Origin of the sequence: Nocardioides silvaticus, from assembly GCF_003160695.1 — a bacterium.
In the GTDB taxonomy this organism is placed as follows: Bacteria; Actinomycetota; Actinomycetes; order Propionibacteriales; family Nocardioidaceae; genus Nocardioides; species Nocardioides silvaticus.
In genome coordinates this window covers 61,538-84,086 of sequence record NZ_QGDD01000004.1, presented here as the reverse complement: position 1 = coordinate 84,086, position 22,549 = coordinate 61,538, and the positions used below count along the sequence as shown (strand labels likewise).

23 protein-coding genes are annotated in these 22,549 nt (G+C 71.6%); 20 read left to right on the top strand and 3 right to left on the bottom strand.

The features are described 5' to 3' along the window. Positions 1-61 precede the first annotated feature (61 nt). From DJ010_RS10365 to DJ010_RS10280, 18 genes are all read left to right on the top strand, one after another. On the top strand, positions 62-1,063 hold the full coding sequence (locus DJ010_RS10365) for an ABC transporter permease (protein ID WP_109693610.1): 1,002 nt from the start codon (positions 62-64) through the stop codon (positions 1,061-1,063). Continuing rightward, on the top strand, positions 1,060-2,133 hold the full coding sequence (locus DJ010_RS10360; RefSeq protein ID WP_109693609.1) for an ABC transporter ATP-binding protein: 1,074 nt from the start codon (positions 1,060-1,062) through the stop codon (positions 2,131-2,133). Before DJ010_RS10365 ends, DJ010_RS10360 begins: the two co-directional genes overlap by 4 nt. Positions 2,134-2,261: 128 nt before the next feature. Next, complete coding sequence (locus DJ010_RS10355; RefSeq protein ID WP_245927462.1) at positions 2,262-3,365, top strand: ABC transporter ATP-binding protein; 1,104 nt, start codon at positions 2,262-2,264, stop codon at positions 3,363-3,365. Positions 3,366-3,414: 49 nt separating this feature from the next. Further along, a complete protein-coding gene (locus tag DJ010_RS10350; RefSeq protein ID WP_211318737.1) occupies positions 3,415-4,794 on the top strand; it encodes a replication-associated recombination protein A in 1,380 nt (459 codons plus the stop codon). A gap of 24 nt (positions 4,795-4,818) precedes the next feature. Continuing rightward, a complete protein-coding gene (locus DJ010_RS10345; protein WP_109693607.1) occupies positions 4,819-5,388 on the top strand; it encodes a hypothetical protein in 570 nt (189 codons plus the stop codon). Positions 5,389-5,398: 10 nt separating this feature from the next. Further along, positions 5,399-5,683, top strand: coding sequence for a DUF6167 family protein (locus DJ010_RS10340; protein WP_109693606.1), 285 nt, complete (start codon positions 5,399-5,401; stop codon positions 5,681-5,683). Then, positions 5,684-8,392, top strand: a complete 2,709-nt coding sequence (gene alaS, locus DJ010_RS10335; protein WP_245927426.1) for an alanine--tRNA ligase — start codon at positions 5,684-5,686, stop codon at positions 8,390-8,392. After that, positions 8,389-8,883: a Holliday junction resolvase RuvX gene (ruvX, locus tag DJ010_RS10330; RefSeq protein ID WP_109693605.1), complete on the top strand. Its 495-nt coding sequence runs from the start codon at positions 8,389-8,391 to the stop codon at positions 8,881-8,883. Before alaS ends, ruvX begins: the two co-directional genes overlap by 4 nt. Continuing rightward, entirely contained in the window at positions 8,876-10,027 is a 1,152-nt protein-coding gene (gene mltG, locus DJ010_RS10325; protein ID WP_109693604.1) for an endolytic transglycosylase MltG, read from the top strand. Before ruvX ends, mltG begins: the two co-directional genes overlap by 8 nt. After that, positions 10,024-10,833 carry a shikimate dehydrogenase gene (locus tag DJ010_RS10320; protein WP_109693603.1) on the top strand — a complete coding sequence of 270 codons (810 nt, stop codon included), beginning with the start codon at positions 10,024-10,026 and terminating at the stop codon, positions 10,831-10,833. The genes mltG and DJ010_RS10320 overlap by 4 nt, the downstream gene beginning before the upstream one ends. After that, entirely contained in the window at positions 10,830-11,588 is a 759-nt protein-coding gene (locus tag DJ010_RS10315) for a prepilin peptidase (RefSeq protein WP_109693602.1), read from the top strand. The genes DJ010_RS10320 and DJ010_RS10315 overlap by 4 nt, the downstream gene beginning before the upstream one ends. Positions 11,589-11,716: 128 nt before the next feature. Next, positions 11,717-12,895, top strand: coding sequence for a chorismate synthase (aroC, locus tag DJ010_RS10310; protein ID WP_109693601.1), 1,179 nt, complete (start codon positions 11,717-11,719; stop codon positions 12,893-12,895). Further along, entirely contained in the window at positions 12,892-13,452 is a 561-nt protein-coding gene (locus tag DJ010_RS10305) for a shikimate kinase (RefSeq protein ID WP_245927424.1), read from the top strand. The genes aroC and DJ010_RS10305 overlap by 4 nt, the downstream gene beginning before the upstream one ends. After that, positions 13,449-14,549 carry a 3-dehydroquinate synthase gene (aroB, locus tag DJ010_RS10300; protein ID WP_109693600.1) on the top strand — a complete coding sequence of 367 codons (1,101 nt, stop codon included), beginning with the start codon at positions 13,449-13,451 and terminating at the stop codon, positions 14,547-14,549. The genes DJ010_RS10305 and aroB overlap by 4 nt, the downstream gene beginning before the upstream one ends. Then, on the top strand, positions 14,546-14,986 hold the full coding sequence (locus DJ010_RS10295) for a type II 3-dehydroquinate dehydratase (RefSeq protein WP_109693599.1): 441 nt from the start codon (positions 14,546-14,548) through the stop codon (positions 14,984-14,986). Before aroB ends, DJ010_RS10295 begins: the two co-directional genes overlap by 4 nt. A gap of 62 nt (positions 14,987-15,048) precedes the next feature. Continuing rightward, positions 15,049-15,615 carry an elongation factor P gene (gene efp / locus DJ010_RS10290; RefSeq protein ID WP_109693598.1) on the top strand — a complete coding sequence of 189 codons (567 nt, stop codon included), beginning with the start codon at positions 15,049-15,051 and terminating at the stop codon, positions 15,613-15,615. Next, the gene (nusB, locus tag DJ010_RS10285; RefSeq protein WP_109693597.1) at positions 15,612-16,028 is read left to right on the top strand and encodes a transcription antitermination factor NusB; all 417 of its coding nucleotides are present in this window, start codon (positions 15,612-15,614) and stop codon (positions 16,026-16,028) included. The genes efp and nusB overlap by 4 nt, the downstream gene beginning before the upstream one ends. A 17-nt stretch (positions 16,029-16,045) precedes the next feature. Further along, positions 16,046-17,419 (top strand): dihydrolipoyl dehydrogenase family protein, encoded by a 1,374-nt coding sequence (locus DJ010_RS10280; protein ID WP_109693596.1) that lies wholly within the window; start codon positions 16,046-16,048, stop codon positions 17,417-17,419. 85 nt (positions 17,420-17,504) lie between these two features. Here DJ010_RS10280 and DJ010_RS22665 read toward each other — a convergent pair whose 3' ends face one another. Further along, the gene (locus tag DJ010_RS22665; RefSeq protein ID WP_245927474.1) at positions 17,505-17,717 is read right to left on the bottom strand and encodes a hypothetical protein; all 213 of its coding nucleotides are present in this window, start codon (positions 17,715-17,717) and stop codon (positions 17,505-17,507) included. On the opposite strand from DJ010_RS22665, the gene DJ010_RS10270 reads away from it, so the two are divergent. After that, positions 17,716-18,648: a MinD/ParA family ATP-binding protein gene (locus DJ010_RS10270; RefSeq protein WP_109693595.1), complete on the top strand. Its 933-nt coding sequence runs from the start codon at positions 17,716-17,718 to the stop codon at positions 18,646-18,648. The genes DJ010_RS22665 and DJ010_RS10270 overlap by 2 nt on opposite strands. Positions 18,649-18,674: 26 nt before the next feature. Here the strand turns inward: DJ010_RS10270 and DJ010_RS10265 are convergent, their stop codons facing one another. Continuing rightward, positions 18,675-19,694 carry an AraC family transcriptional regulator gene (locus DJ010_RS10265; protein WP_109693594.1) on the bottom strand — a complete coding sequence of 340 codons (1,020 nt, stop codon included), beginning with the start codon at positions 19,692-19,694 and terminating at the stop codon, positions 18,675-18,677. Between the two features lie 146 nt (positions 19,695-19,840). On the opposite strand from DJ010_RS10265, the gene DJ010_RS10260 reads away from it, so the two are divergent. Further along, a complete protein-coding gene (locus tag DJ010_RS10260; protein ID WP_109693593.1) occupies positions 19,841-20,809 on the top strand; it encodes an alpha/beta hydrolase in 969 nt (322 codons plus the stop codon). A gap of 286 nt (positions 20,810-21,095) precedes the next feature. On the opposite strand, the gene DJ010_RS10255 is transcribed toward DJ010_RS10260, so the two are convergent. After that, entirely contained in the window at positions 21,096-22,460 is a 1,365-nt protein-coding gene (locus DJ010_RS10255; RefSeq protein WP_245927422.1) for an FAD-binding oxidoreductase, read from the bottom strand. Positions 22,461-22,549: the final 89 nt, after the last annotated feature.

Here is a 22,549-nt window from a genome sequence, read left to right as displayed (position 1 = left end):
CGGGTGGCACTCGTCACCCGGACCTGGGAGTCCGCAAGCCCTGGCTACGGAGGGATCCTCCATGTTCTCGTTCCTCGTCAAGCGGATCCTCTCGGGTTCGCTGATCGTGGTGCTCGTCTCGGTCATGATCTACGCGCTCTTCTGGTACGGCCCGAAGAGCCCGGCTCTCGAGCTGTGCCGACGCGACACCAACAACCGGTGCACCCCGGCGAAGCTCGTCGAGTTCGAGGACCGGCTCGGGTACAGCAATCCCATCTACGAGGAGTACGGCAAGTGGGCCAAGGGCCTGGTCGCCGACCGCACCATCATCCACGGCACCAGTGAGTACGACTGCCCTGCTCCGTGCCTCGGCATCTCCTACCGCGACAAGAGCCTGGTCACCGACCAGTTCAAGGAGCGGTTCCCCGTCACCGTCAGCCTCGCCGTCGGGGCGTCGGCCCTCTACCTGCTCATCGGCGTGACCGTCGGTGTGCTCGCGGCCAGACGAAGAGGCTCGGTCGCCGACAAGGCGTTGGTGGCCTCGACCCTGGTCTTCAGCTCCATCCCGTACTACCTGGTCGCTCTGCTGAGCTTCCTCATCCTGACGTTGAGCACCTCGGTCTTCCCCGAGGCCAAGTACGTCCCGTTCCTCGACGATCCACTCGCCTGGTTCTCAGGACTGTTGCTGGTGTGGTTGGTGATGGGGCTGTACGGCGCCACCGCCTACACCCGCTACTCCCGGGGATCGATGGTGGAAGCCCTCGGCGAGGACTACGTGCGAACAGCGCGGGCCAAGGGCCTGCGCATGAGAACGGTCGTGACGAAGCACGCCCTCAGGTCGGCGCTGGTGCCGGTGATCACGATCTTCGGCCTCGACGTCGCGTTCCTCCTGTCCGGCACCGTCTTCACGGAGAAGATCTTCTCCCTGGAGGGCATCGGGAAGTGGGGCATCGACGCCGTCAACATCAAGGACCTGCCGGTCGTCCAGGCGACCACCCTGGTCCTGGCCGTCTCCGTCGTCGTCATGAACATCATCGTCGACATCGTCTACAGCATCCTCGATCCGAGAGTGAGGCTTGCGTGAGCACCGCCCCCACGTCCGGGGACCCCTACCTGGTCGTCGACGACCTCACCGTCCGGTTCCCGACGGCTGACGGTCTCGTCCAGGCGGTCACCGGGCTCTCCTACCAGGTCGAGCTCGGCAAGACTCTCGGCATCGTCGGCGAGTCCGGGTCCGGGAAGTCTGTGTCCAGCATGGCCGTGCTCGGTCTCCACGACCGCCGCTCGGCGCAGATCTCCGGCTCCATCAAGGTGGCCGGCACCGAGGTCGTCGGCCTGTCCGAGGGCCGCATGCGCGAGCTGCGTGGCAACGCGGTCGCGATGATCTTCCAGGACGCTCTGGCCTCGCTGCACCCCTTCTACAAGATCGGCGCGCAGCTCGCCGAGGCGTACCGGACCCACCACCCGAAGGCCACCAAGAAGGAAGCGCGGAGTCGCGCCCTCGAGATGCTCGAGCGTGTCGGGATCCCGCAGCCGGACAAGCGGATCGATCAGTACCCGCACCAGTTCTCCGGCGGGATGCGGCAGCGCGCGATGATCGCGATGGGCCTCATCAACGACCCCTCGCTGCTGATCGCCGACGAGCCGACAACGGCCCTGGACGTGACGGTGCAGGCGCAGATCCTCGACCTCCTGCAGGACCTCCAGCAGGAGTTCAACTCCGCGATCATCATCATCACCCACGACCTCGGCGTGGTCGCAGAGATGGCCGACGACGTGCTGGTCATGTATGCCGGCCGCGCCGTCGAGTACGGCTCGGCCAAGGAGGTGCTGACACGTCCGGAGATGCCCTACACCTGGGGCCTGCTCTCGAGCGTGCCGGACGTCGCCGCCGACACCAACGCGCGGATGATCCCCATCCCCGGCGCCCCGCCGAGCCTGCTCGACCCGCCGTCCGGGTGCCCGTTCCACCCGCGGTGCGCGCACCGCGAGAAGGTCCCCGGCGACCTGTGCCGGACCGAGCTGCCCGAGCTGCTGCCGGCCGTCCACGGCGAGGGCCACCTGAAGCGCTGTCACCTGGCCGACCCCGAAGCGGTGTTCGCCGCGGAGGTCCTGCCGGAGATCGCACCGGAGATGGTGGAGGAGAAGCGATGACCGAGGACGCCACGATCGTGGAGCCCGGCGAGGAGCGGGAGTCGTTCGAGGAGCTGGTCAAGCACACCCACTCGGCCAACGAGCTCGACACCTCGGCGCCGCCGGTCCTCACCGTCGAGAACCTCCGGATGTACTTCCCGATCAAGACGTCCTTGATGCGGCGGACGGTCGGCCACGTGCAGGCCGTCGACGGCGTCTCGTTCGTCGTTCCCAAGGGCGGTGCCCTCGGCCTGGTCGGCGAGTCCGGGTGTGGCAAGTCGACCACCGGCCAGCTGATCACCCGGCTCTACAAGCCGACCGGCGGGTCGATGACGTTCGAGGGTCACGACCTCGCGTCGATCTCCAACCGCGAGATGAAGCCGCTGCGGCGCGACGTCCAGATGATCTTCCAGGACCCCTACAGCTCGCTGAACCCGCGGCACACCGTGGGCTCGATCGTCGGCGCTCCGCTGCGCGTGCACGACGTGGTGCCGAAGAACAAGACGCTGTCCCGGGTGCAGGAGCTGCTCGAGGTAGTCGGCCTCAACCCCGAGCACTACAACCGCTATCCGAACGAGTTCTCCGGCGGACAGCGTCAGCGGATCGGGATCGCCCGCGCGCTCGCGCTCCAGCCGAAGCTGATGGTCGCCGACGAGCCGGTCTCCGCGCTGGACGTGTCGATCCAGGCCCAGGTCATCAACCTGCTGCAGGACCTGCAGCGCGAGTTCGACATCGCGTTCCTGTTCATCGCGCACGACCTCGCCGTGGTGCGGCACTTCTGCCCCGAGGTCGCGGTGATGTACCTCGGCAAGATCGTCGAGATCGGCGACCGCGAGAGCATCTACGCCAACGCCCACCACCCCTACACGCAGGCGCTGCTCTCGGCGGTGCCCGACGTCAAGCAGGCGGCCACCGGCGGCCGGCGCGAGCGGATCCGGCTGACCGGTGACGTGCCGAGCCCGATCGACCCGCCTTCGGGGTGCCGGTTCCGCACCCGCTGCCCGATCGCCCAGGAGATCTGCGCCCGGCACGAGCCGCCGCTGCTGCAGATCGGCAAGCGCCACAAGGTCGCCTGCCACTTCCCGGGCCGCCTCGGCGAGCACCCGCGGGAGCCGCTGACGGCCCGGCTGCTCGGCGTCGACGCCTCCGGCCAGCCCGACCCCGGCGCCAGCCCGGCGACGGACCTGGTCGAGCAGCCCGGCTACGCCGACACCTGGTTCGACCTGGACGGGAAGACGATCGGGCGCGCCTGAGTCCCAGGCACCCGTGAGGGCCGTCCCCGGCACCAGGCAGGATGGCACCGTGCCCGACGACGCGCTGTTCGACGCCCCCGGGGCGGCCCCGGCACCCTCCGGCGGAGGGTCGCTGAGCCACGCCGCGCACGCGGCGGCCCCGCTCGCCGTACGCATGCGGCCGCGGGACCTCGACGAGCTGGTCGGGCAGCCGCAGCTCCGAGCTCCCGGCTCCCCGCTGCGCCAGCTGGTCGAGGGCGACAAGGCGATGTCGCTGCTGCTGTGGGGCCCGCCCGGCACCGGCAAGACGACGATCGCGTCGATCCTGAGCCGGCAGACCGGTCGCCGGTTCGTCGAGATCTCCGCGGTCTCGGCAGGGGTGAAGGAGGTCCGCGCGGCCATCGAGGCGGCGCGGGCCACCCTGGTCGGCGCGGGCCGCGAGACGGTGCTGTTCGTCGACGAGGTGCACCGGTTCAGCAAGGCCCAGCAGGACGCGCTGCTGCCGGGGGTGGAGAACCGTTGGGTGACGCTGGTCGCGGCCACCACCGAGAACCCGTCGTTCAGCGTGATCTCCCCGCTGCTCTCGCGCAGCCTGCTGCTGCGCCTGGAGTCGCTGACCGACGAGGACGTCCGGGTGCTGCTGGAGCGAGCGGTGATCGACGAGCGCGGCCTGGCGGGGGAGTACGACGTCGAGCCGGACGCGCTCGACCACATCGTCCGGCTGGCCGGCGGCGACGCCCGCCGCGCGCTCACCTACCTGGAGGCCGCCGCCGGTGCGGTCTCGACGAGCTCGACCGGCGGCCAGGGCGGGAGCATCACCCTGGAGGCGGCAGAGGCGGCCGCCGACCAGGCCGCCGTGCGCTACGACCGGGACGGCGACCAGCACTACGACGTGATCAGCGCCTTCATCAAGTCGGTGCGGGGCTCCGACGCCGACGCCGCGCTGCACTACCTCGCCCGGATGATCGAGGCGGGGGAGGACCCGCGGTTCATCGCGCGCCGCCTGATGATCCTGGCCAGCGAGGACATCGGGCTGGCCGACCCGATGGCGTTGCCCACCGCGGTCGCGGCGGCGCAGACGGTGCAGCTGATCGGCATGCCCGAGGCGCAGCTGACGCTGGCGCACGCGACGATCGCGCTGGCGGTCGCGCCGAAGTCGAACGCCGTCACGACCGCGATCGGCGCCGCGATCGGCGACGTGCGGGCGGGGAAGATCGGCACCGTGCCCCCGCACCTGCGCGACGCGCACTACCCGGGCGCGAAGAAGCTGGGCCACGGCGCGACCTACAAGTACTCCCACGACGAGCCGTTCGGCGTCGCCGAGCAGCAGTACGCCCCCGACGTCGTCCTCGACGCCGAGTACTACCAGCCCACGGAGCTCGGGGCGGAGGCGGCCGTCAAGCAGCGGTGGGAGCGGGTGCGGCGGATCATCCGCGGTCAGGGCGGCTGAGACGCACCGATAGGCTTGCGTCCCATGACGAGCGCGCTGGAGGTCCCCGGCTGGTTGGCCGTGCTCGACGTGCTCCTCCTGCTCGGTCTGGCGGTCGTCGTCGGGTGGCTCGCAGTCCGGGTCCGGCGGACCCGCGTGCACAGCGAGGAGGTGCTCGCGAGCGCCGCGGCCGACGTCGACGCGCTGCGCGAGGAGCTGAACACGCTCCAGGCCCGGCTCGTCGCCGACGCCGAGCAGCTCGAGGAGGCCCGGCGGACGCTGCGGCTGGCCGATCTCACCATCGTCGACGACCACGAGTACACGATCACAGCGCTCGGGGAGCGGCGGCCCACCGGTCCGCTCGCGATGGTGCCCACGGTGCCCGGGCCGCAGTTCGTCGACATCCTGCTGCGGGAGAGCCTGATCCGCACGGCGTCGATCGCCGCCGGCCTCCGGCGGGCGCTCGCCCCCGAGGTGCGCAGCCGGATCCGGTTCGAGATGAAGCGCGAGGTGAAGCGCTCACGCAAGCAGCGCAAGACCGACATGAAGCAGGCCCGGCGGGAGTGGGAGGCGCGCCAGCGCGCCGCGTTCTCCGCGTCGGACGTGGCCGGATGAGGGCCCGCGGGTGAGACGCGGCTTCTGGTTCGCGGCCGGTGCGGCCGCCGGCGTCTACGGCATGGTGAAGGCCCGGCGGGCGGCCGAGGTGTTCACGGCCGACGGCCTGCGCGACCGCGCGAGTGCCGCGTCCGTGGGCGCGCGGCTGTTCCGCGAGGAGTTCCACCAGGGGATGGCCGACTCCGAGACCGACCTCCGCCAGCGATATCAGATCGCCGCGGCGCGGCGCCGGGAGCTAACCTCCGGAGCCCACCCAGCGATCGACGGACCCGACACCGAAAGAGGCAAGGACTAAATGGGAGCCACCGACGGCGGCATCAGCACAGCGGAGATCCGCGCTCGGTTCCTGGCGCACTTCGAGGCGGCCGGGCACAGCGTGGTGCCGTCGGCGTCGCTGCTGCTCGACGATCCCAACCTGTTGTTCGTCAACGCCGGAATGGTCCCGTTCAAGCCCTACTTCCTGGGGCAGGAGACGCCGCCGTACGACCGCGCCACGAGCGTCCAGAAGTGCATCCGGACACCGGACATCGAGGAGGTCGGCAAGACCACGCGCCACGGCACCTTCTTCGAGATGTGCGGCAACTTCTCCTTCGGCGACTACTTCAAGGAAGGCGCCATCGAGCTGGCCTGGGACCTGGTCACCAAGCCGGTCGCCGACGGTGGCTGGGGGTTCGCGGAGGACAAGCTGTACCCGTCGATCCTCGACGGCGACGACGAGGCGCTGCACCTCTGGAAGAAGGTCACCGGCCTTCCCGACGACCGGATCGCCCGGCTCGGGCCGAAGGAGAACTACTGGTCCATGGGCGTGCCCGGGCCCGGCGGGCCCTGCTCGGAGATCCTCATCGACCGGGGACCGGCGTACGGCGCCGACGGCGACTTCTCCGCGGAGGACCGCTATCTGGAGTTCTGGAACCTGGTCTTCATGCAGGACGAGCTCTCGGCCGTCCGCAGCAAGGAGGACTTCGACATCGCGGGGTCCCTGCCGAAGAAGAACATCGACACCGGCATGGGCCTCGAGCGCGTCGCCTTCCTGCTCCAGGGCAAGGAGAACATGTACGAGATCGACGTCATGTTCCCCGTCATCGAGAAGGCGCAGGAGCTCACCGGGCGCCGGTACGGCGCCGACCACGGTGACGACGTCCGGTTCCGCGTCGTCGCGGACCACGTGCGCAGCTCGATGATGCTGATCGCCGACGGCGTGACGCCCGGCAACGAGGCCCGTGGCTACGTCCTGCGCCGCCTGCTGCGGCGCGCGGTGCGCTCGATGCGCCTGCTCGGCTACGAGGACCCGTGCCTGCCCGAGCTGCTGCCCGTCAGCCGCGACAAGATGGGCGAGACCTACACCGACCTGCACGCCGACTGGGACCGCATCGCTCGGGTCGCCTTCGCCGAGGAGGAGGTGTTCCGCAAGACGCTCCAGGCGGGCACCCAGATCTTCGACCTCGCCGCGACCGAGGTGAAGGAGCAGCAGCGCACGGTGCTGCCGGGCGACAAGGCGTTCGCGCTGCACGACACCTACGGCTTCCCGATCGACCTCACCCTGGAGATGGCCTCCGAGGCTGGTCTGACCGTCGACGAAGACGGCTTCCGTCAGCTCATGGCGGAGCAGCGTGAGCGCGCGAAGGCCGACGCGCGGGCGAAGAAGGGGCAGCACGCCGACACGTCGGTCTATCGCGGGATCCTCGACGCCAACGGGCCGACCGAGTGGCTCGCCTACGAGACGCTCGAGACCGAGTCCCGACCGCTGGCCCTCCTCAAGGAGGGTGCGGCGGTCTCCTCGCTCGCCAACGGGGAGATCGGCGAGCTCGTGCTCGACCGCACCCCGTTCTACGCCGAGTCAGGCGGTCAGGTCGCCGACGCCGGCATCATCGAGTTCGACGGGGGTCGGCTGGAGGTGCTCGACGTCCAGCGGCCGGTGCGCGGGTTGGTGGTCCACCAGGTCCGCGTGGTCGACGGCGAGCTGGTCTCGACAGGCTCGGCCACCGGAGGAGCCGTCCTCCACGCGCAGGTCGACCCCGAGTGGCGCACCGGTGCCCGCCAGGCCCACTCCGGCACCCACGTCGTGCATGCCGCGCTCCGCGAGGTGCTCGGTCCGAGCGCGCTCCAGTCCGGCTCCTACAACCGGCCCGGCTACCTCCGACTCGACTTCGGCTGGCTGTCCTCGCTGACCCCCGAACAGCTCCACCAGATCGAGCTCGTGTCCAACAACGCGCTCCGCGCGGACCTCCCGGTCTCGTGGGACTACATGACCCTGTCCGAGGCCAAGGACTGGGGAGCGCTCGCTCTCTTCGGGGAGACCTACGACGACCAGAAGGTGCGGGTCGTCGAGATCGGGGGCCCGTGGTCGCGCGAGCTCTGCGGGGGCACCCACGTCGACCACTCCAGCCAGATCGGGACGGTCGTGGTGACGGGGGAGTCGAGCGTGGGCTCCGGCAACCGTCGGATCGAGGCGCTGACCGGTGTGGAGGGCTTCGCCTACCTGGCGAGGGAGCGTGACGTCGTCGCGCAGCTCTCGACACTGCTGAAGGCCCAGCCCGACGACATCGTGGGGCGGGTCAGCGACCTCGTCGACCGCCTCAAGCAGTCGGAGAAGGAGATCGAGAAGGTCAGGCTCGGCCAGCTGCTCGCCGCGGCGGGCGACCTGGCGGCCGGAGCGGCCGACGTCGGTGGGGTGCGGGTGGTGGCCCACCGGGTCGACGGTGCCGGGGGTGGTGACGTCCGTACTTTGTGTCTCGATGTGCGGGCGCGATTGGTGGCTGATCGTCCTGGTGTTGTCGTGATCATCGGGGTGCAGGACGGGAAGATCTCCGTGGTTGCGGCGGTGAACGCCGCAGCAAATGAGCGAGGAATCTCGGCCAACGCGCTGGTCCGGGCCGTCGCGCCGTACATCGACGGCCGCGGTGGCGGCAAGGACGACGTCGCGCAGGGCGGCGGCTCCGACGCGACCCGCGTCGACGAGGCGCTCGCGGCCGTGACCGCGGCGGTCGCCGAGTCGGCCGGGTGAGGCGCGGGATCCGTCTCGGGGTGGATCCGGGCGACGCCCGGATCGGGGTCGCCCGGTGCGACCCGTCGGGGATGCTCGCGACGCCGGTCGAGACCGTGCGCCGGGGCCGCGGCGACCTGCGCCGGCTGCGACAGCTGGTGCTCGCCGAGGAGACCCTCGAGGTGGTCGTCGGGCTGCCGCGCTCGCTGTCAGGCGAGGAGGGTCCGGCGGCCGTGAAGACCCGCGAGTTCGCCCAGCGGCTCGCAGAGCGGATCGCGCCGGTGCCGGTGCGGCTCGTCGATGAGCGGCTCACCACGGTGACGGCGGAGGCTATGCTCCGCGATCAACGCAAGGGACAGCAGCGGCGCGCCGTGGTCGACCAGGTCGCGGCCGTCGTGATCCTGCAGCACGCTCTCGACACGGAGCGGGCGACAGGCAACGCACCCGGGGAGGTGGTGACGGTGGGAGTCACCGACACCTCCGGGGACGACGTCGAGGAGACGCATGAGTGACCCGTTCGTCCTGGCAGACGAAGCCCCGCCCCAGCCCGGCCGGCGGCGCAGCAAGAAGCGTTTCTCGGGGTGCCTGCCGATCCTGGTGTTCATCGCGGTCGCCGCGCTGCTGATCGCCGGGGCCTACAAGTACGTCGTGGGCCCCTGGTTCGAGGACCTGTTCGCCGACGCCGAGGACTACCCGGGCCCGGGCAAGGGTGAGGTCGTCTTCGTCATCGATCCCGGCCAGAGCATCTCCTCGATGGGCGAGGAGCTCGAGGACCTCGGCGTCGTCGCCTCGGTCGAGGCGTTCGAGAACGCCGCGGACGAGTTCGGCGACACCCGCGGCATCCAGGCGGGCACCTACCTCCTGAAGGAGGAGATGAAGGCCGCGGACGTGATCGAGATCCTGGCCGACCCCTCCAACATCAGTCAGTCGGCGGTGTCGATCCCCGAGGGCCTGCGCGCCGTCGACATCGTGAACCGGATCGCGGAGAGCACCGACTTCAAGAAGGCCGCAGTGCGTCGCGCGCTGGAGGACACCGAGGCGCTCGGCCTGCCGCAGCAGGCGAAGGGGAACCCGGAGGGCTACCTGTTCCCGGCGACCTACCCCGTCACCCCGGACACCACGCCGGCCTCCCTGCTGCGCGACATGGTCGAGCGCTGGGAGCAGGCTGCGAGCGACCTCGACCTCGAGGCGGCGGCGGCCGAGGTCGGCTACACGCCGGCGGAGATCATGACGGTCGCCTCGCTCCTCCAGGCCGAGGGCCGTGGGCGCGACATGGCCAAGATCGCCCGCGTCATCTACAACCGCATCGAGAACGTCGGCGCCGCCGGCACGATCGGGCGGCTGCAGATCGACGCCACCGTCGACTACGCCCTGGGACGCCCGCTCACCGTCGGCCTGACCCAGGAGGAGCGCGAGAACACGCGCTCGCCGTACAACACCTTCACCAACGTCGGCCTGCCGCCGGGACCGATCGGCAACCCCGGCGAAGAGGCGATCGACGCGGCGCTGCGGCCGGCCGACGGCGACTGGTACTACTACGTGACCGTCAACCTCAACACCGGCAAGACGAAGTTCGCGGAGAGCTACGACGAGTTCCTGCAGTACCAGCAGGAGCTGCGGGACTGGTGCGACGACCACCCCGCCGTCTGCTCGTGAGGTGCGCCGTCCTGGGCGACCCGGTCGCCCACTCCCTGTCGCCCGCCCTGCACCGGGCCGGCTACGCGGCCGTCGGCCTCGACTGGGAGTACGACGCCGTGCAGGTCCCGGCGGGCGGCCTGGTCGGCGTCGTGTCCGGTCTCGACGCGGAGTGGCGCGGGCTCTCGGTCACCGCCCCGCTCAAGCGGGAGGCCATGATCCTGGCCGACGTCGTGAGCGACCGGGTGCGGCTCGCAGGGGCGGCCAACACCCTGCTCCTCACCGGCGAAGAGGTGCACGCCGACAACACCGACCTGCCGGGCGCCGTCGCCGCGATCCGCGAGCGGTTCACCGGTGCGGTCGGCGACGTGCTGATCCTCGGCGCCGGTGCGACCGCCGCATCGACCGGTCTCGCCCTCGCCGACCTCGGCGCCACGCGCATCGCGGTCGCCGCCCGCACCGCCTCCCGCGCCTCCGACACCGTCGCCGCGATCGCCGGGCACCCGAGCCGGCCGCGGGTGAAGGTGCTCGACCTGGCCACCGTCGAGCTCTCCGATGCCGAGAACGTGGTGGTCTCCACCGTCCCCGTCGTGGCGCAGACCCCGGGCCTGGTCTCCCGGGTCGGCCACGCCGAGGTGGTGTTCGACGTCGTCTACGACCCGTGGCCAACGCCGCTGGCGCGCGCCGCGACGGGCACCCTGGTGAGCGGCCTCGACCTGCTCGTGCACCAGGCCGCCCTGCAGTTCACCGCCTTCACCGGCGTCGCCGCTCCGCTCGAGCAGATGCGGGCCGCCGGCGAGGCGGCGCTCCGGGAGCGGGCGCGGTGAACGAGCACCTGGTCCCCGCGATCGTCGGGTTCGTCGCTTGCGGCATCGGCGGCGCGCTGACGCCGTACCTCATCCGCGTGCTGCCCGAGCCCCCGCCCGACCCGGAGCCGGGGGAAGGGGTCGAGCTCACCGCCGCGCAGAAGGCGCGCCTGGAGGAGCCGCCGAAGGAGCTGTACGCCGACCTCGGCGGCCGGCCCCGGCTGGGCCTGCTCGCTGCCCTCGTCTCGGCGGTCGCCGGCGCCGGCATCGGCGCCGCGGTCGGAGCGGACTGGCAGCTGCCGCTGCTCCTCGCGCTGGTGCCCGTGGGCACGCTGCTGGGGATCGTCGACCACCGCACGCGGCTGCTGCCCTCGATCGTCGTGCTTCCTGCCACCCTCGTCGCGCTCGGCTACGGCGGTGCCCGCTGGGCGACGACCGGCGACTCGGACGACTTCGTGCGCGGGCTCATCGGCCTGATCGTGGTGCGCACCGTCTTCTGGCTGCTCTGGTTCATCCGCCAGGCCGGCATGGGCTTCGGCGACGTCCGACTCTCGGCCCTGCTCGGTTGTGTCCTCGGCTACGCCGGCGGCAGCGAGCTGCTCACCGGCCTCTACGCGGCGTTTCTCGTCTTCGCCGGCCGCGGGATCGTGCTCGCCCTCGTCAAGCGCGACCGGTCCGTGCTCAAGAAGGCCTACCCGTTCGGACCCTTCCTGCTGGTCGGCGCGTGGCTCGGCATCGTCGCGGGAGACCCGTTGGTCTCGGCGTTGTACGGCTAGCCGACCCGTCGCAAACTCACGCGGAGAGGACGCCGACCCGTCGCAAACTCTCCGCGGCGGGGACTCGCTTCGCCCGGTCGCCGGGACGCGCGCGGGCTGGTCAGGCGCGGGATGGGAGGATGTGACCCATGTTGCGCTGGCTGACCGCGGGGGAGTCGCACGGTCCCTCCCTGGTCGCGATCCTCGAGGGCCTGCCGGCCCACGTCGAGGTGACGACCGACGACATCTCCGACTCGCTCGCCCGGCGGCGCCTCGGCTACGGCCGCGGTGCGCGGATGAAGTTCGAGGCGGACGCGGTGCGGCTGGTCGGCGGGGTGCGGCACGGGCGGACGCAGGGCGGTCCGGTGGCGCTGGAGGTCGGCAACACCGAGTGGCCGAAGTGGGAGCAGGTGATGTCAGCGGACCCGGTGGACCAGGAGGTCCTCGACGGGCTGGCGCGCAACGCGCCGCTGACCCGCCCGCGGCCCGGGCACGCAGACCTGGCCGGCATGCAGAAGTACGACTTCGAGGACGCCCGTCCGGTGCTGGAGCGCGCCTCCGCCCGCGAGACCGCCGCCCGGGTGGCGCTCGGCCGGGTGGCGAGCAACTTCCTGGAGCAGGCGGTCGGCGCACGGGTCGTCTCCCACGTCATCGAGATCGGTGGCGTGCGCGCCCCAGCGGGGCTCTGGCCCGAGCCGGGCGACGTGGCACGTCTCGACGAGGACCCGGTCCGCTGCCTCGACCCCGACACCTCCAAGCTGATCGTCGAGCGCATCGACCAGGCCCACAAGGACGGCGACACGCTCGGTGGTGTCGTCGAGGTCGTCGTGCACGGCCTGCCGCCTGGCCTCGGGTCGCACGTGCACTGGGACCGCCGGCTCGACTCGCGGCTCGCCGGTGCGCTGATGGGCATCCAGGCGATCAAGGGCGTCGAGGTCGGTGACGGCTTCGAGCTCGCGGCGACGCCGGGCTCGCTCGCGCACGACGAGATCGTGCCGACCGAGGAGGGGCTGCGCCGGGTGTCCGGGCGCTCCGGCGGCACCGAGGGCGGCATGACGACCGGCGAGGTCCTCCGCGTCCGGGCGGCGATGAAGCCGATCGCCACCGTGCCGCGGGCCCTCCGCACCGTCGACGTGACGACCGGCGAGGAGGCCGTCGCGCACCACCAGCGCTCCGACGTGTGCGCGGTGCCGGCCGCCGGCATCGTCGCCGAGGCGATGGTGGCGCTGGTCCTCGCGGACGCCGTGGTCGAGAAGTTCGGCGGCGACTCCGTGCAGGAGACCCGGCGCAACGCGGAGAGCTACCTGGCGTCACTGAGGTATCGGTGACCGGTCCGCTCGCGGTGCTCGTCGGCACCATGGGGGCCGGCAAGACCACGGTCGGCCGGCTGCTGTCCGACGCCCTCGGCGTGCCCTTCGCCGACAGCGACCACGAGGTCGAGGAGCGTGCCGGCAAGCCGGTGTCCGAGATCTTCGTCGACGACGGCGAGGCGGCCTTCCGCGACCTCGAGCGGGTGGCGGTGGCGGACATGCTCGCGGAGCACTCGGGCGTCCTCGCGCTCGGCGGCGGTGCCGTGCTGGACGCCGACACCCGGGCACTGCTCGCCGAGCACCGTGTCGTCTTCCTGCGCGTCGGCCTGGCCGACGCGGTCAAGCGGGTTGGTCTGGGCGCGGGCCGACCGCTGCTGCTCGGCAATGTGCGCGCGCGGGTGAAGCAGCTGCTCGACGAGCGGACGCCGGTCTACGAGAGCCTGGCGCGGATCACGATCGACACCGACGGGCTCAGCCCGGGGGACGTCGCGGGCGAGGTGGTGGACGCGTTGCGGCGTCTCGATACGCCCTCGCCTGGGGGCTCGGGCTACTCGACGACCGAGGCGGACCGATGACGGACACCGTGCTGCACGTCGGTGGCGCCTCGCCGTACGACGTCGTGGTCGGTCGCGGGCTCGCCGACCGGCTGCCTGGCCTGCTGGGCGCGGACGTGCAGCGGGTCGCCTTCCTCCATGCAGCCGAGCTCGAGGAGCTCGCCAAGCCGGTGCTCGACGTCCTCCGGGCGGAGTACGACGTGCTCGCGCTCGGTCTGCCGTCCGGCGAGTCCACGAAGGCGGCCGAGGTCGCCTTCCAGTGCTGGGACGCGCTCGGCGAGGCCGGCTTCACCCGTTCCGACGCCGTGGTGACCTTCGGCGGCGGCGCCACCACCGACCTCGGCGGCTTCGTCGCCGCGACCTGGCTGCGCGGTGTGCGGGTCGTGCACGTGCCCACCACGCTGCTCGCCATGGTCGACGCGGCCGTCGGCGGCAAGACCGGCATCAACACCGCGGCCGGCAAGAACCTGGTCGGCTCCTTCCACGAGCCGGCCGGCGTGCTGGTCGACCTCGACACCCTCCTCACGCTGCCGCGCGAGGAGCTGGTCGCCGGCATGGGCGAGGTCGTGAAGTGCGGGTTCATCGCCGACCCGGTCATCCTCGACCTCGTCGAAGCCGACCCCGGGGCGGCGACCGACCCGCACGGCACCGTGCTCCCCGAGCTGGTCGAGCGGGCGATCAGGGTGAAGATCGACGTCGTGGTGGCCGACCTGAAGGAGACCGGGGGTGGCGAGGGGCACCCGGGTCGCGAGGTCCTCAACTACGGCCACACGATGGGGCACGCGATCGAGCGCGCCGAGGGCTACACGATGCGGCACGGCGAGGCCGTGGCGATCGGCTGCTGCTACGTCGCCGAGCTGGCCCGGCTCGAGGGGCGCCTGGACGGGGAGACGGCGGCCCGGCACGCACGGGCGTTCGCCGCGGTCGGGCTGCCCACGACCTACGCCGGTGCCGGGTTCGACGAGCTGCTGGCCGCGATGCGGGTCGACAAGAAGGCACGCGGCAACACGTTGCGGTTCGTCGTGCTCGAGGGGCTGGCCAGGCCGGTCGTGCTGTCCGGTCCGTCCGAGGACAACCTGCGGGCGTCGTACGACCGGATGAGAGGGGACGCGACATGAGGCCGGTGCTGGTCCTGAACGGCCCGAACCTTGGGCGGCTCGGCCGCCGGCAGCCGGAGATCTACGGCTCGACGACCCACGACGAGCTGGCCGAGCTGTGCCGCGCCTGGGGCGAGGCGGCCGGGCTGGAGGTCGAGGTCCGGCAGACCAACCACGAGGGCGAGCTGCTCGACTGGCTCAACGACGCCGCCGACACCGCGACGCCGGTCGTCCTCAACGCGGCCGCCTGGACCCACTACTCCTACGCGATCTGGGACGCCTGCGCGCAGCTGACCGCGCCGCTGGTCGAGGTGCACATCTCCGAGCCGTCGCAGCGACCGGAGGTCTTCCGGCACACCTCGGTGGTCACCCCGCACGCCGCGACGGTGATCTCGGGGCAGGGCATCGACGGCTACCGGCAGGCTCTCGAATTCATCGCAGCCAAGAGCGGCGACTAGACTCCTTCGCTGGCCCTCACCGGCCTGTGATCCTTGGACATCTGCATCGGAGAAGACTGCGCATGGCAACGACGAACGACCTGAAGAACGGCATGGTTCTCAACCTCGAAGGCCAGCTCTGGCAGGTGGTCGAGTTCCAGCACGTGAAGCCCGGCAAGGGCCCCGCGTTCGTGCGCACCAAGCTCAAGCACGTCGAGTCGGGCAAGAACGTCGACAAGACGTTCAACGCCGGCACCAAGGTCGAGACCGCCACGGTCGACCGCCGCTCGTTCCAGTACCTCTACAACGACGGCACCAACTTCGTCTTCATGGACGTCCAGGACTACGACCAGGTCGAGGTCGGGCCCGAGATCCTCGGCAACGCCGCCGGGTTCCTGCTGGAGAACCAGGAGGTCATCCTGGCCACGAACGAGGGCCGGGTGCTCTTCGTCGAGATGCCGGCCTCCGTCGAGCTCGTCGTCTCCTACACCGAGCCCGGCGTCGTCGGCGACTCCGCCACCGGCCGCACCAAGCCCGCCACCCTCGAGACCGGCGCCGAGATCCAGGTGCCGCTGTTCATCGAGCAGGGCGAGAAGATCAAGGTCGACACCCGCGACGGTGGCTCGTACCTCAGCCGCGTGAAGTCGTGACTTCTGGCGGAGCACGCTCCAAGGCCCGCAAGCGGGCCCTCGACCTGCTGTTCGCCGCGGACCTGCGGCGGGAGTCGGCCGGCGACGCCCTCGACCGCGCGATCGAGGAGGGCGCGGCCCCGACCAACCCCTACACCGAGACGCTGGTGCGGGGTGTGGTCGAGCACCAGGCCCGCATCGACGAGGTCCTCACGAGCTACGCCCAGGGCTGGACCCTCGACCGGATGCCGGCCGTGGACCGCAACGTCCTGCGTCTCGGCACCTTCGAGATGCTGTACGTCGACGACGTCCCCGACGCCGTCGCCGTCACCGAGGCGGTCGCGCTGGTCCGCGAGCTCTCCACCGACGACTCCCCGTCGTTCGTCAACGGCGTCCTCGGCGCCATCCTCAAGAGCAAGCCCTCGGTGGTCTGAGGTCCTAGGCTGGCGGCATGAGCGAGAGCATCGACGTCGCCGTCATCGGACTCGGTCCCGGGGGTGAGCACGTTGCTGCTCAGCTCGCGCAGGCCGGCCTCACCGTGCTGGGCGTGGAGAAGCACCTGGTCGGCGGCGAGTGTCCCTACTACGGGTGCATCCCCTCGAAGATGATGATCCGTGCGGCCGACGCGCTCGCCGAGGCGCGGCGCGTGCCCGACCTGGGCGGGTCGGTCGAGGTGACCCCCGACTGGTCGACCGTCGCGAAGCGGATCTCCGACGAGGCCACCGACGCCTGGAACGACCAGGTCGCGGTGGATCGGCTGCTCGGCAACGGCGCCCGCTTCGCGCGCGGCCACGGCCGGCTCGCCGGTCCCGGGAAGGTCGTCGTCGAGACCGCCGACGGCACCGAGGAGTACGACGTCAGCCGTGGCGTGGTGCTCAACGTCGGGACCAAGCCGGCGGTGCCGCCGGTCGACGGGCTGGCCGAGGTGCCGTACTGGACCAACCGCGACGTCGTCCAGGTCACCGAGCTCCCCGAGAGCCTGGCCGTCCTCGGCGGCGGCGCGATCGGCTGCGAGATCGCGCAGGCGTTCGCCCGGTTCGGGGTGAAGGTCACGATCCTCGAGGTCGCCGACCGGATCCTCGGCCCGGAGGAGCCCGAAGCCAGCGCCGTCGTCGCGGAGGCGATGGCCGGCGACGGCATCGACGTGCGCACCGGGGTGTCGATCGAGCGGGTCGACCACGACCCGGCGAGCGGCTTCACCATCTCCCTCGGCGGCGAGCAGCTCACGAGCGCGCAGCTCCTGGTCGCGGCGGGTCGTCGTACCAACCTCTCCGACCTCGGCCTCGACACGGTCGGCCTCGACCCCGATGCCCGCTACCTCGACACCGACGAGCAGCTGCGCGCGACCGACGGGGTGTGGGCGGTCGGCGACATCACCGGCAAGGGCCTGTTCACCCACATGTCGATGTACCAGGCCGAGATCGCCGTGCGCTCCGTCCTCGGCAAGGACGGTCCGTGGGCGGACTACACCGCGGTCAGCCGGGCGACGTTCACCGACCCCGAGGTCGGCTCGGTCGGCCTTACCGAGGCGCAGGCGCGCGAGGCCGGCCTCCGGGTCGCGACCGGTAGCTACGAGCTCCCCACGTCCAGCCGCGGCTGGATCCACAAGACGGGCAACCACGGCGTCATCAAGGTGGTCGCCGACGCCGACCGTGGCGTCCTCGTCGGCGGTACGACGGTCGGCCCGTCCGGCGGCGAGATGATCGGCTTCATCGCCACCGCCGTGCACGCCGCGGTGCCGGTCGCGAAGCTGCGGACCATGCACTACGCCTACCCGACCTTCTGGCGCGCGATCGAGAACGCCGTCAACGACCTGGGCATCTGACGGCCCGGGAACCCTCGCTCAACAGCGACCTCCGGGGTTAAGGTCGGCGCAGTCGTTGCGCTCTTTCTCGGGAGGTAGCAGTGAGTCAGCCGACCGTTCCGCCGCCCTCGGCACCGCCGAACGGCACGTCGCTGGGACAACCGCTCGGGCAGCCGCTCGGTCCGCCGCCCTCGGCACCGCCGCCCTCGGCACCGCCGACCGCGCCGTCAGCGCCGCCGTCAGCGCCCCCGGCAGCGCCTCCGTCGGCGCCACCGCCCGCGGGCGCGCCCCAGCACCTCGCTGCGCCGCGCCGGTTCATGACCGCGACCGACTTCCTCGATCGTCGCGACAGCGACGCGCGGCTCGGCCCTGCCAGGTGGGGTTGGCGGGGCCGGGTCAGTCGCGTGAGCGGCGGGCTGATCAAGCCGCGGATGGGGGCCAAGGAGCTGGCCTACCACGCCGACCGCCGGGCGATCCAGAAGGACTTCACCGGCCCGCGCACCATCGCGTTCGTCAATCCCAAGGGTGGTGCCGCCAAGACGACCGGGGTGCTGGCCGCCGGCTACACCTTCGGCACCGTCCGCGGCGGGGGAGTGGTGGCCTGGGACAACAACGAGACCCGCGGCACGCTCGGCATCCGCGGTCAGCGCGGCGGCCACCGCAACACCACCCGGGAGCTGCTCGAGGACCTGGAGCGGTTCAAGGACGTCTTCCAGGCCCGGATCGGTGACCTGGGCGCGTTCGTCCGCTCCCAGGGTGACGCCCACTTCGACGTCCTCGCCTCCGACGAGCGGCCCGACGTCACCGGCATCATCCACGCCGCCGACTTCGCCGAGGTGCACGCGCTGCTGCAGCGCTTCTACCGCGTCATCCTCATCGACACCGGCAACAACATGCGCGCCGAGAACTGGCTCGCCGCCGCCGAGGCGGCGGACCTGCTGGTCGTGACGAGCACGATCCGGGAGGACACCGGCTACAGCGGGCTCTGGATGCTCGATGCGCTCCAGGACGCCGGCTACGCCAACCTCAAGCACAAGACGATCACCGTGCTGTCCGACCCGAGTGACAAGGTGGACACCCGGCTGGCGAACGACCTGGTCCAGGTCTACGAGCAGCGCAGCCGCGGTGTCTACCGAGTGCCCTACGACCCGGCGCTGGTATCGGGCTCGGTGGTGCCCTACGACCAGCTGAGCGCGGCGACCCGGCGGTCCTGGCTGGCCGCGTGCGCGGCGATGACCGAGGGGCTCTGAGCGGAGGGTCCCGGCTAGGAGATCCCCTACCGTCGCGACCGGTAGGACCCGGGTGACGCCGAGGTCCACTTGTGGAACGCGCGGGAGAAGCTGCTCGCGTCGGCGTACCCCAGGCGCCGCGCGATCTGCGCCACCGACAGTCCGGTCGTCTGGAGCAGCCGGATCGCTTCCGCGCGGCGTGCCAGCTCGACCTGCTCCCGGAAGCCGGTGCCGTGCTCGGCCAGGCGTCGCTTCAAGGTGCGACCGGCCATGTGCAGCCGGCCGGCCACCGTCTCGAGGTCGGGGAAGCCCGCGCCGTCGCTGCGCAGCGCCGCCCGGACCTGGCTGAGCAGGTCCGCGTCCAGACCGAGCTGCTCGAGCTCGGCCCGGCACTGCTCCTCGACCATGCGGGCGGTGACGAGGTTGGCCATCTCCAGCTCGACATCGAGGTCGCTGGCGGGGAAGCGCATCTGGTTGGTGCCGGTATCGAACCGCATCGTCGGCAGCCGGTCGCGGAACCGCGGGTAGTAGTCGGGCGCCGGACCCTCGAACCACAGCTCGACCTGGTCCGGGTCGCCGGCGCCGTTGGTGAGCACCGGCGCCATCCGGCTCAGGCCGACCAGGAACAGGTCGAGGAGGACCCGCCGCACCGGGCCGACCGGAGCGTTCTCTGCCACCTCGATGACGCCGACCGTGCCGTCCACGAAGTGCCGCATGCCGACCATCGGCAGCAGCAGCGGGAGGAACTTCTCGCCGAGCCCGATCGCGTCGCGCACCGTCGAGGAGCTGAGCAGGCCGTAGCCCATGATCCCGTGGGAGGTGAGGCTGCTGTGCAGCCCGATCTCGTAGCCGATCGCCGGCTCGCCGCTCAGCTCCGTCGCGTGGTGGAGCAGGGCGCCGGCCTGCCAGGCCGTCAGCCGCGCCCGCGGGTCCTCCAGCAGCGGGCGCGGCACGTCGGCGGCGGCGAGCAGGTCGTCGGCCGCGACGTCGTGCAGGGCGACGACGTCCAGGATCAGACGGCCGTACCCCACGGGCACGGTCGGCCTGCTGAACTCGGCCACCTTCATGACCGTCGGTATACCACCCGGACGGCGTCCGGTGGCGGGTCCTCGTGGCCCAAGGTGCTACGCAGTTCGGCCCGTCGCGTCATGGACCACGCCCGGCGCGACACGGAGCATGGGCGCAGACCCGCTGGCTCCCCGAGGAGGACCCGATGACCCAGTCCGAGGCGATGAACCGCCGCTCGATGCTCAAGCTGGCGGGCGGCGCCGCCGCGGTGGCCTCGCTGTCGGCCGCCGGCGTGGCCGGGCTGGCGTCGCCCGCTGGTGCGGCGGGCAACGGGTTCGGGCTGACGATCACCGACCAGGCGGTCTTCGGCCGGCTCAACTACTTCCGGTTCTCCACCAGCAACATCGCCTGGCAGCCGGGCGTCAACGTGCTGCTGCCTGACGACTACCACAGCACCAACTGGCGCCGGTACCCCGTGCTCTACCTGCTCCACGGCGGCCTCCAGGACTTCCGCAAGTTCCACATGGAGGACGACATCATCGGCCTCACCGCCGGCCGCCGGCTGATCGTCGTGATGCCCGACGGCGGCCCCGCCGGCTGGTACTGCAACCCCGTCACTTCCTACGCCGGCCCCCACAACTGGGAGTCGTTCCACATGAACCAGCTGATCCCGTGGATCGACGCGAACTTCCGCACCTACGCGGAGTACGACGGCCGCGCGGTCTCCGGGTTCTCCATGGGCGGGTTCGGCGCGCTGAAGTACACCGCGAAGTACTACGGCCACTTCGCCTCCGTCAGCTCCCACTCCGGCCCCGCCAGCCTGCGCCGTGACGGCGGCCTCGTCGTGCACTGGGCCAACACCAGCTCCGCCTTCGCCGAGCTCAACGGCGGCACGGTCTACGGCGCCCCCCTCTGGAACGAGGGCCGGGTCAGCGCCGACAACCCCGTCCAGCGGATCGAGAGCTACCGCAACAAGCGGATCTTCCTGGTCTGCGGTCTCGACGAGGACGTCAACGAGACCCCCGTCCGCGCCGGGCAGCGCGAGTTCCGCGGCCTGCTCGCGCAAGCCGGCATCCCGCACGAGTGGCACGAGCTCCCCGGGGCCCACTTCGTCCGGCGGGACATGCTGCAGCGGGATGTGGATGGAGTGATTGCCCGGTTGAAGAAGGCGTAGAGCCGCTGCGCGGGGCTTTCGCTCGGGCAGGGGCGGCCCGGGGTGGCCTGCGCGTGAGGGCTCGCGCCGGCGGGGCAACCACATCCGTCGCCCAGCAGCGCGGTCGCTTCGCTCCCGCGGTGCTGGGCGCCGAAGCCAGACCCATCCACGCCCCACCGGCGCGACCCTCCCGCTCCGGCTAGGCGCGGGCCGCCCCGGACCCGGGCGCGGGGTCAGCCGACGTGTCTTGTGCCGAGCAGCCTTTCTGGTCGAGCTTGTCGAGACCGGGCTCGGCCGGCATCGTCCTCTACAGAACGGCTCCCGGGTTCAGGATCCCGAGCGGGTCGAGGGCGTCCTTGACCCGTCGGGTGAGGGCGAGGACGTCGGGGCCGAGCTGGGCGGGGAGGGCGCCCTTCTTGGCGCGGCCGACGCCGTGCTCGCCGGTGATGGTGCCGCCGAGGGAGATGGCGAGGGCCATCACCTCGTCGAAGGCGCTGCGGGCGCGGGCCTCGGAGTCGGGGTCGGTGGCGTCGTAGACGATGATCGGGTGGGTGTTGCCGTCGCCGGCGTGGGCGACGACGGCGATCTCGACGCCGGCGCGGGTGGCGATGGTGGCGACGCCGTCGACCAGGTCGGGGAGCAGGGGCACCGGGACGCCGACGTCCTCGAAGAGGACGCCGCCGCGCGCCTCGAGGGCGTGGAAGGCGTTGCGCCGGGCGGAGACGAAGAGCTCGGCCTCGTCGGCCTCGGTGGTGGTGAACGCCTCGAGGGCGCCCGCCTCCTCACAGCAGGCGAGCATGGTGGCGATCTCGGCGCCGCAGGCCTCGCCGGGGGCGTCGGACTGGGCGATGAGCAGGGCCCCGATCGTCCGGTCGAGTCCGTGGGAGCGCCAGTCCTCCACCGCGTTGATCGAGGTGCTGTCCATCAGCTCGAGCATCGACGCTCGCACCGTCGACCGGATCGCCACGACGGCCTCGGACGCGGCCTTCATCGTCGCGAAGCTGGCGACGAGGGTGGCTCCGGCGGTCTGGGCCGGGATCAGCCGGAGGATCGCGCGGGTGATGACGCCGAGGGTGCCCTCGCTGCCGATGAACAGCTTGAGCAGGGACAGGCCGGCGACGTCCTTGATCTGCTTGCCGCCGAGCCGGACCAGGCTGCCGTCGGCGAGCACGACGTCCATCCCGAGGACGTAGTCGGTCGTCACGCCGTACTTCACGCAGCACAGGCCGCCGGCGTTGGTGGCGAGGTTGCCGCCGATCGAGCAGATCTCGTAGGACGAGGGATCGGGCGGGTACCAGAGCCCGAGCTCCGCCGCCGCCCGCTTCACCTCGATGTTGAGCGCGCCGGGCTCGACGATCGCGACCTGGCAGGCCGGATCGATCTCGATCGCCCGCATCCGGTCCAGCGAGATGGTGATGCCGCCGTCGACGGCCGACGACCCGCCCGAGAGACCGGTGCCCGCCCCGCGGGGGACGACGGGCACCCGGTGCTCGGCGGCCCACCGCACCGCGTGCTGCACCTGTGCGGCGTCCTCGGCGCGGACGACGGCGATCGGCTTGCCGGCCGAGCCGTCCCGCGCGAAGTCCTCGCGGTACTTCTCCATCTCGTCCGCGCCGGTGATCACGACGCCCGGAGGGAGGCCCGCGACCAGGTTGCCGAGGTCCGTGCTCACGACCCGCAGCCTACGATGAAGGCGGAGGCCATCGGGGCGGGCGAGCACAGGAGGCGCGGGACGTGCGTTCGAAGAAGGCTGGTGCGACG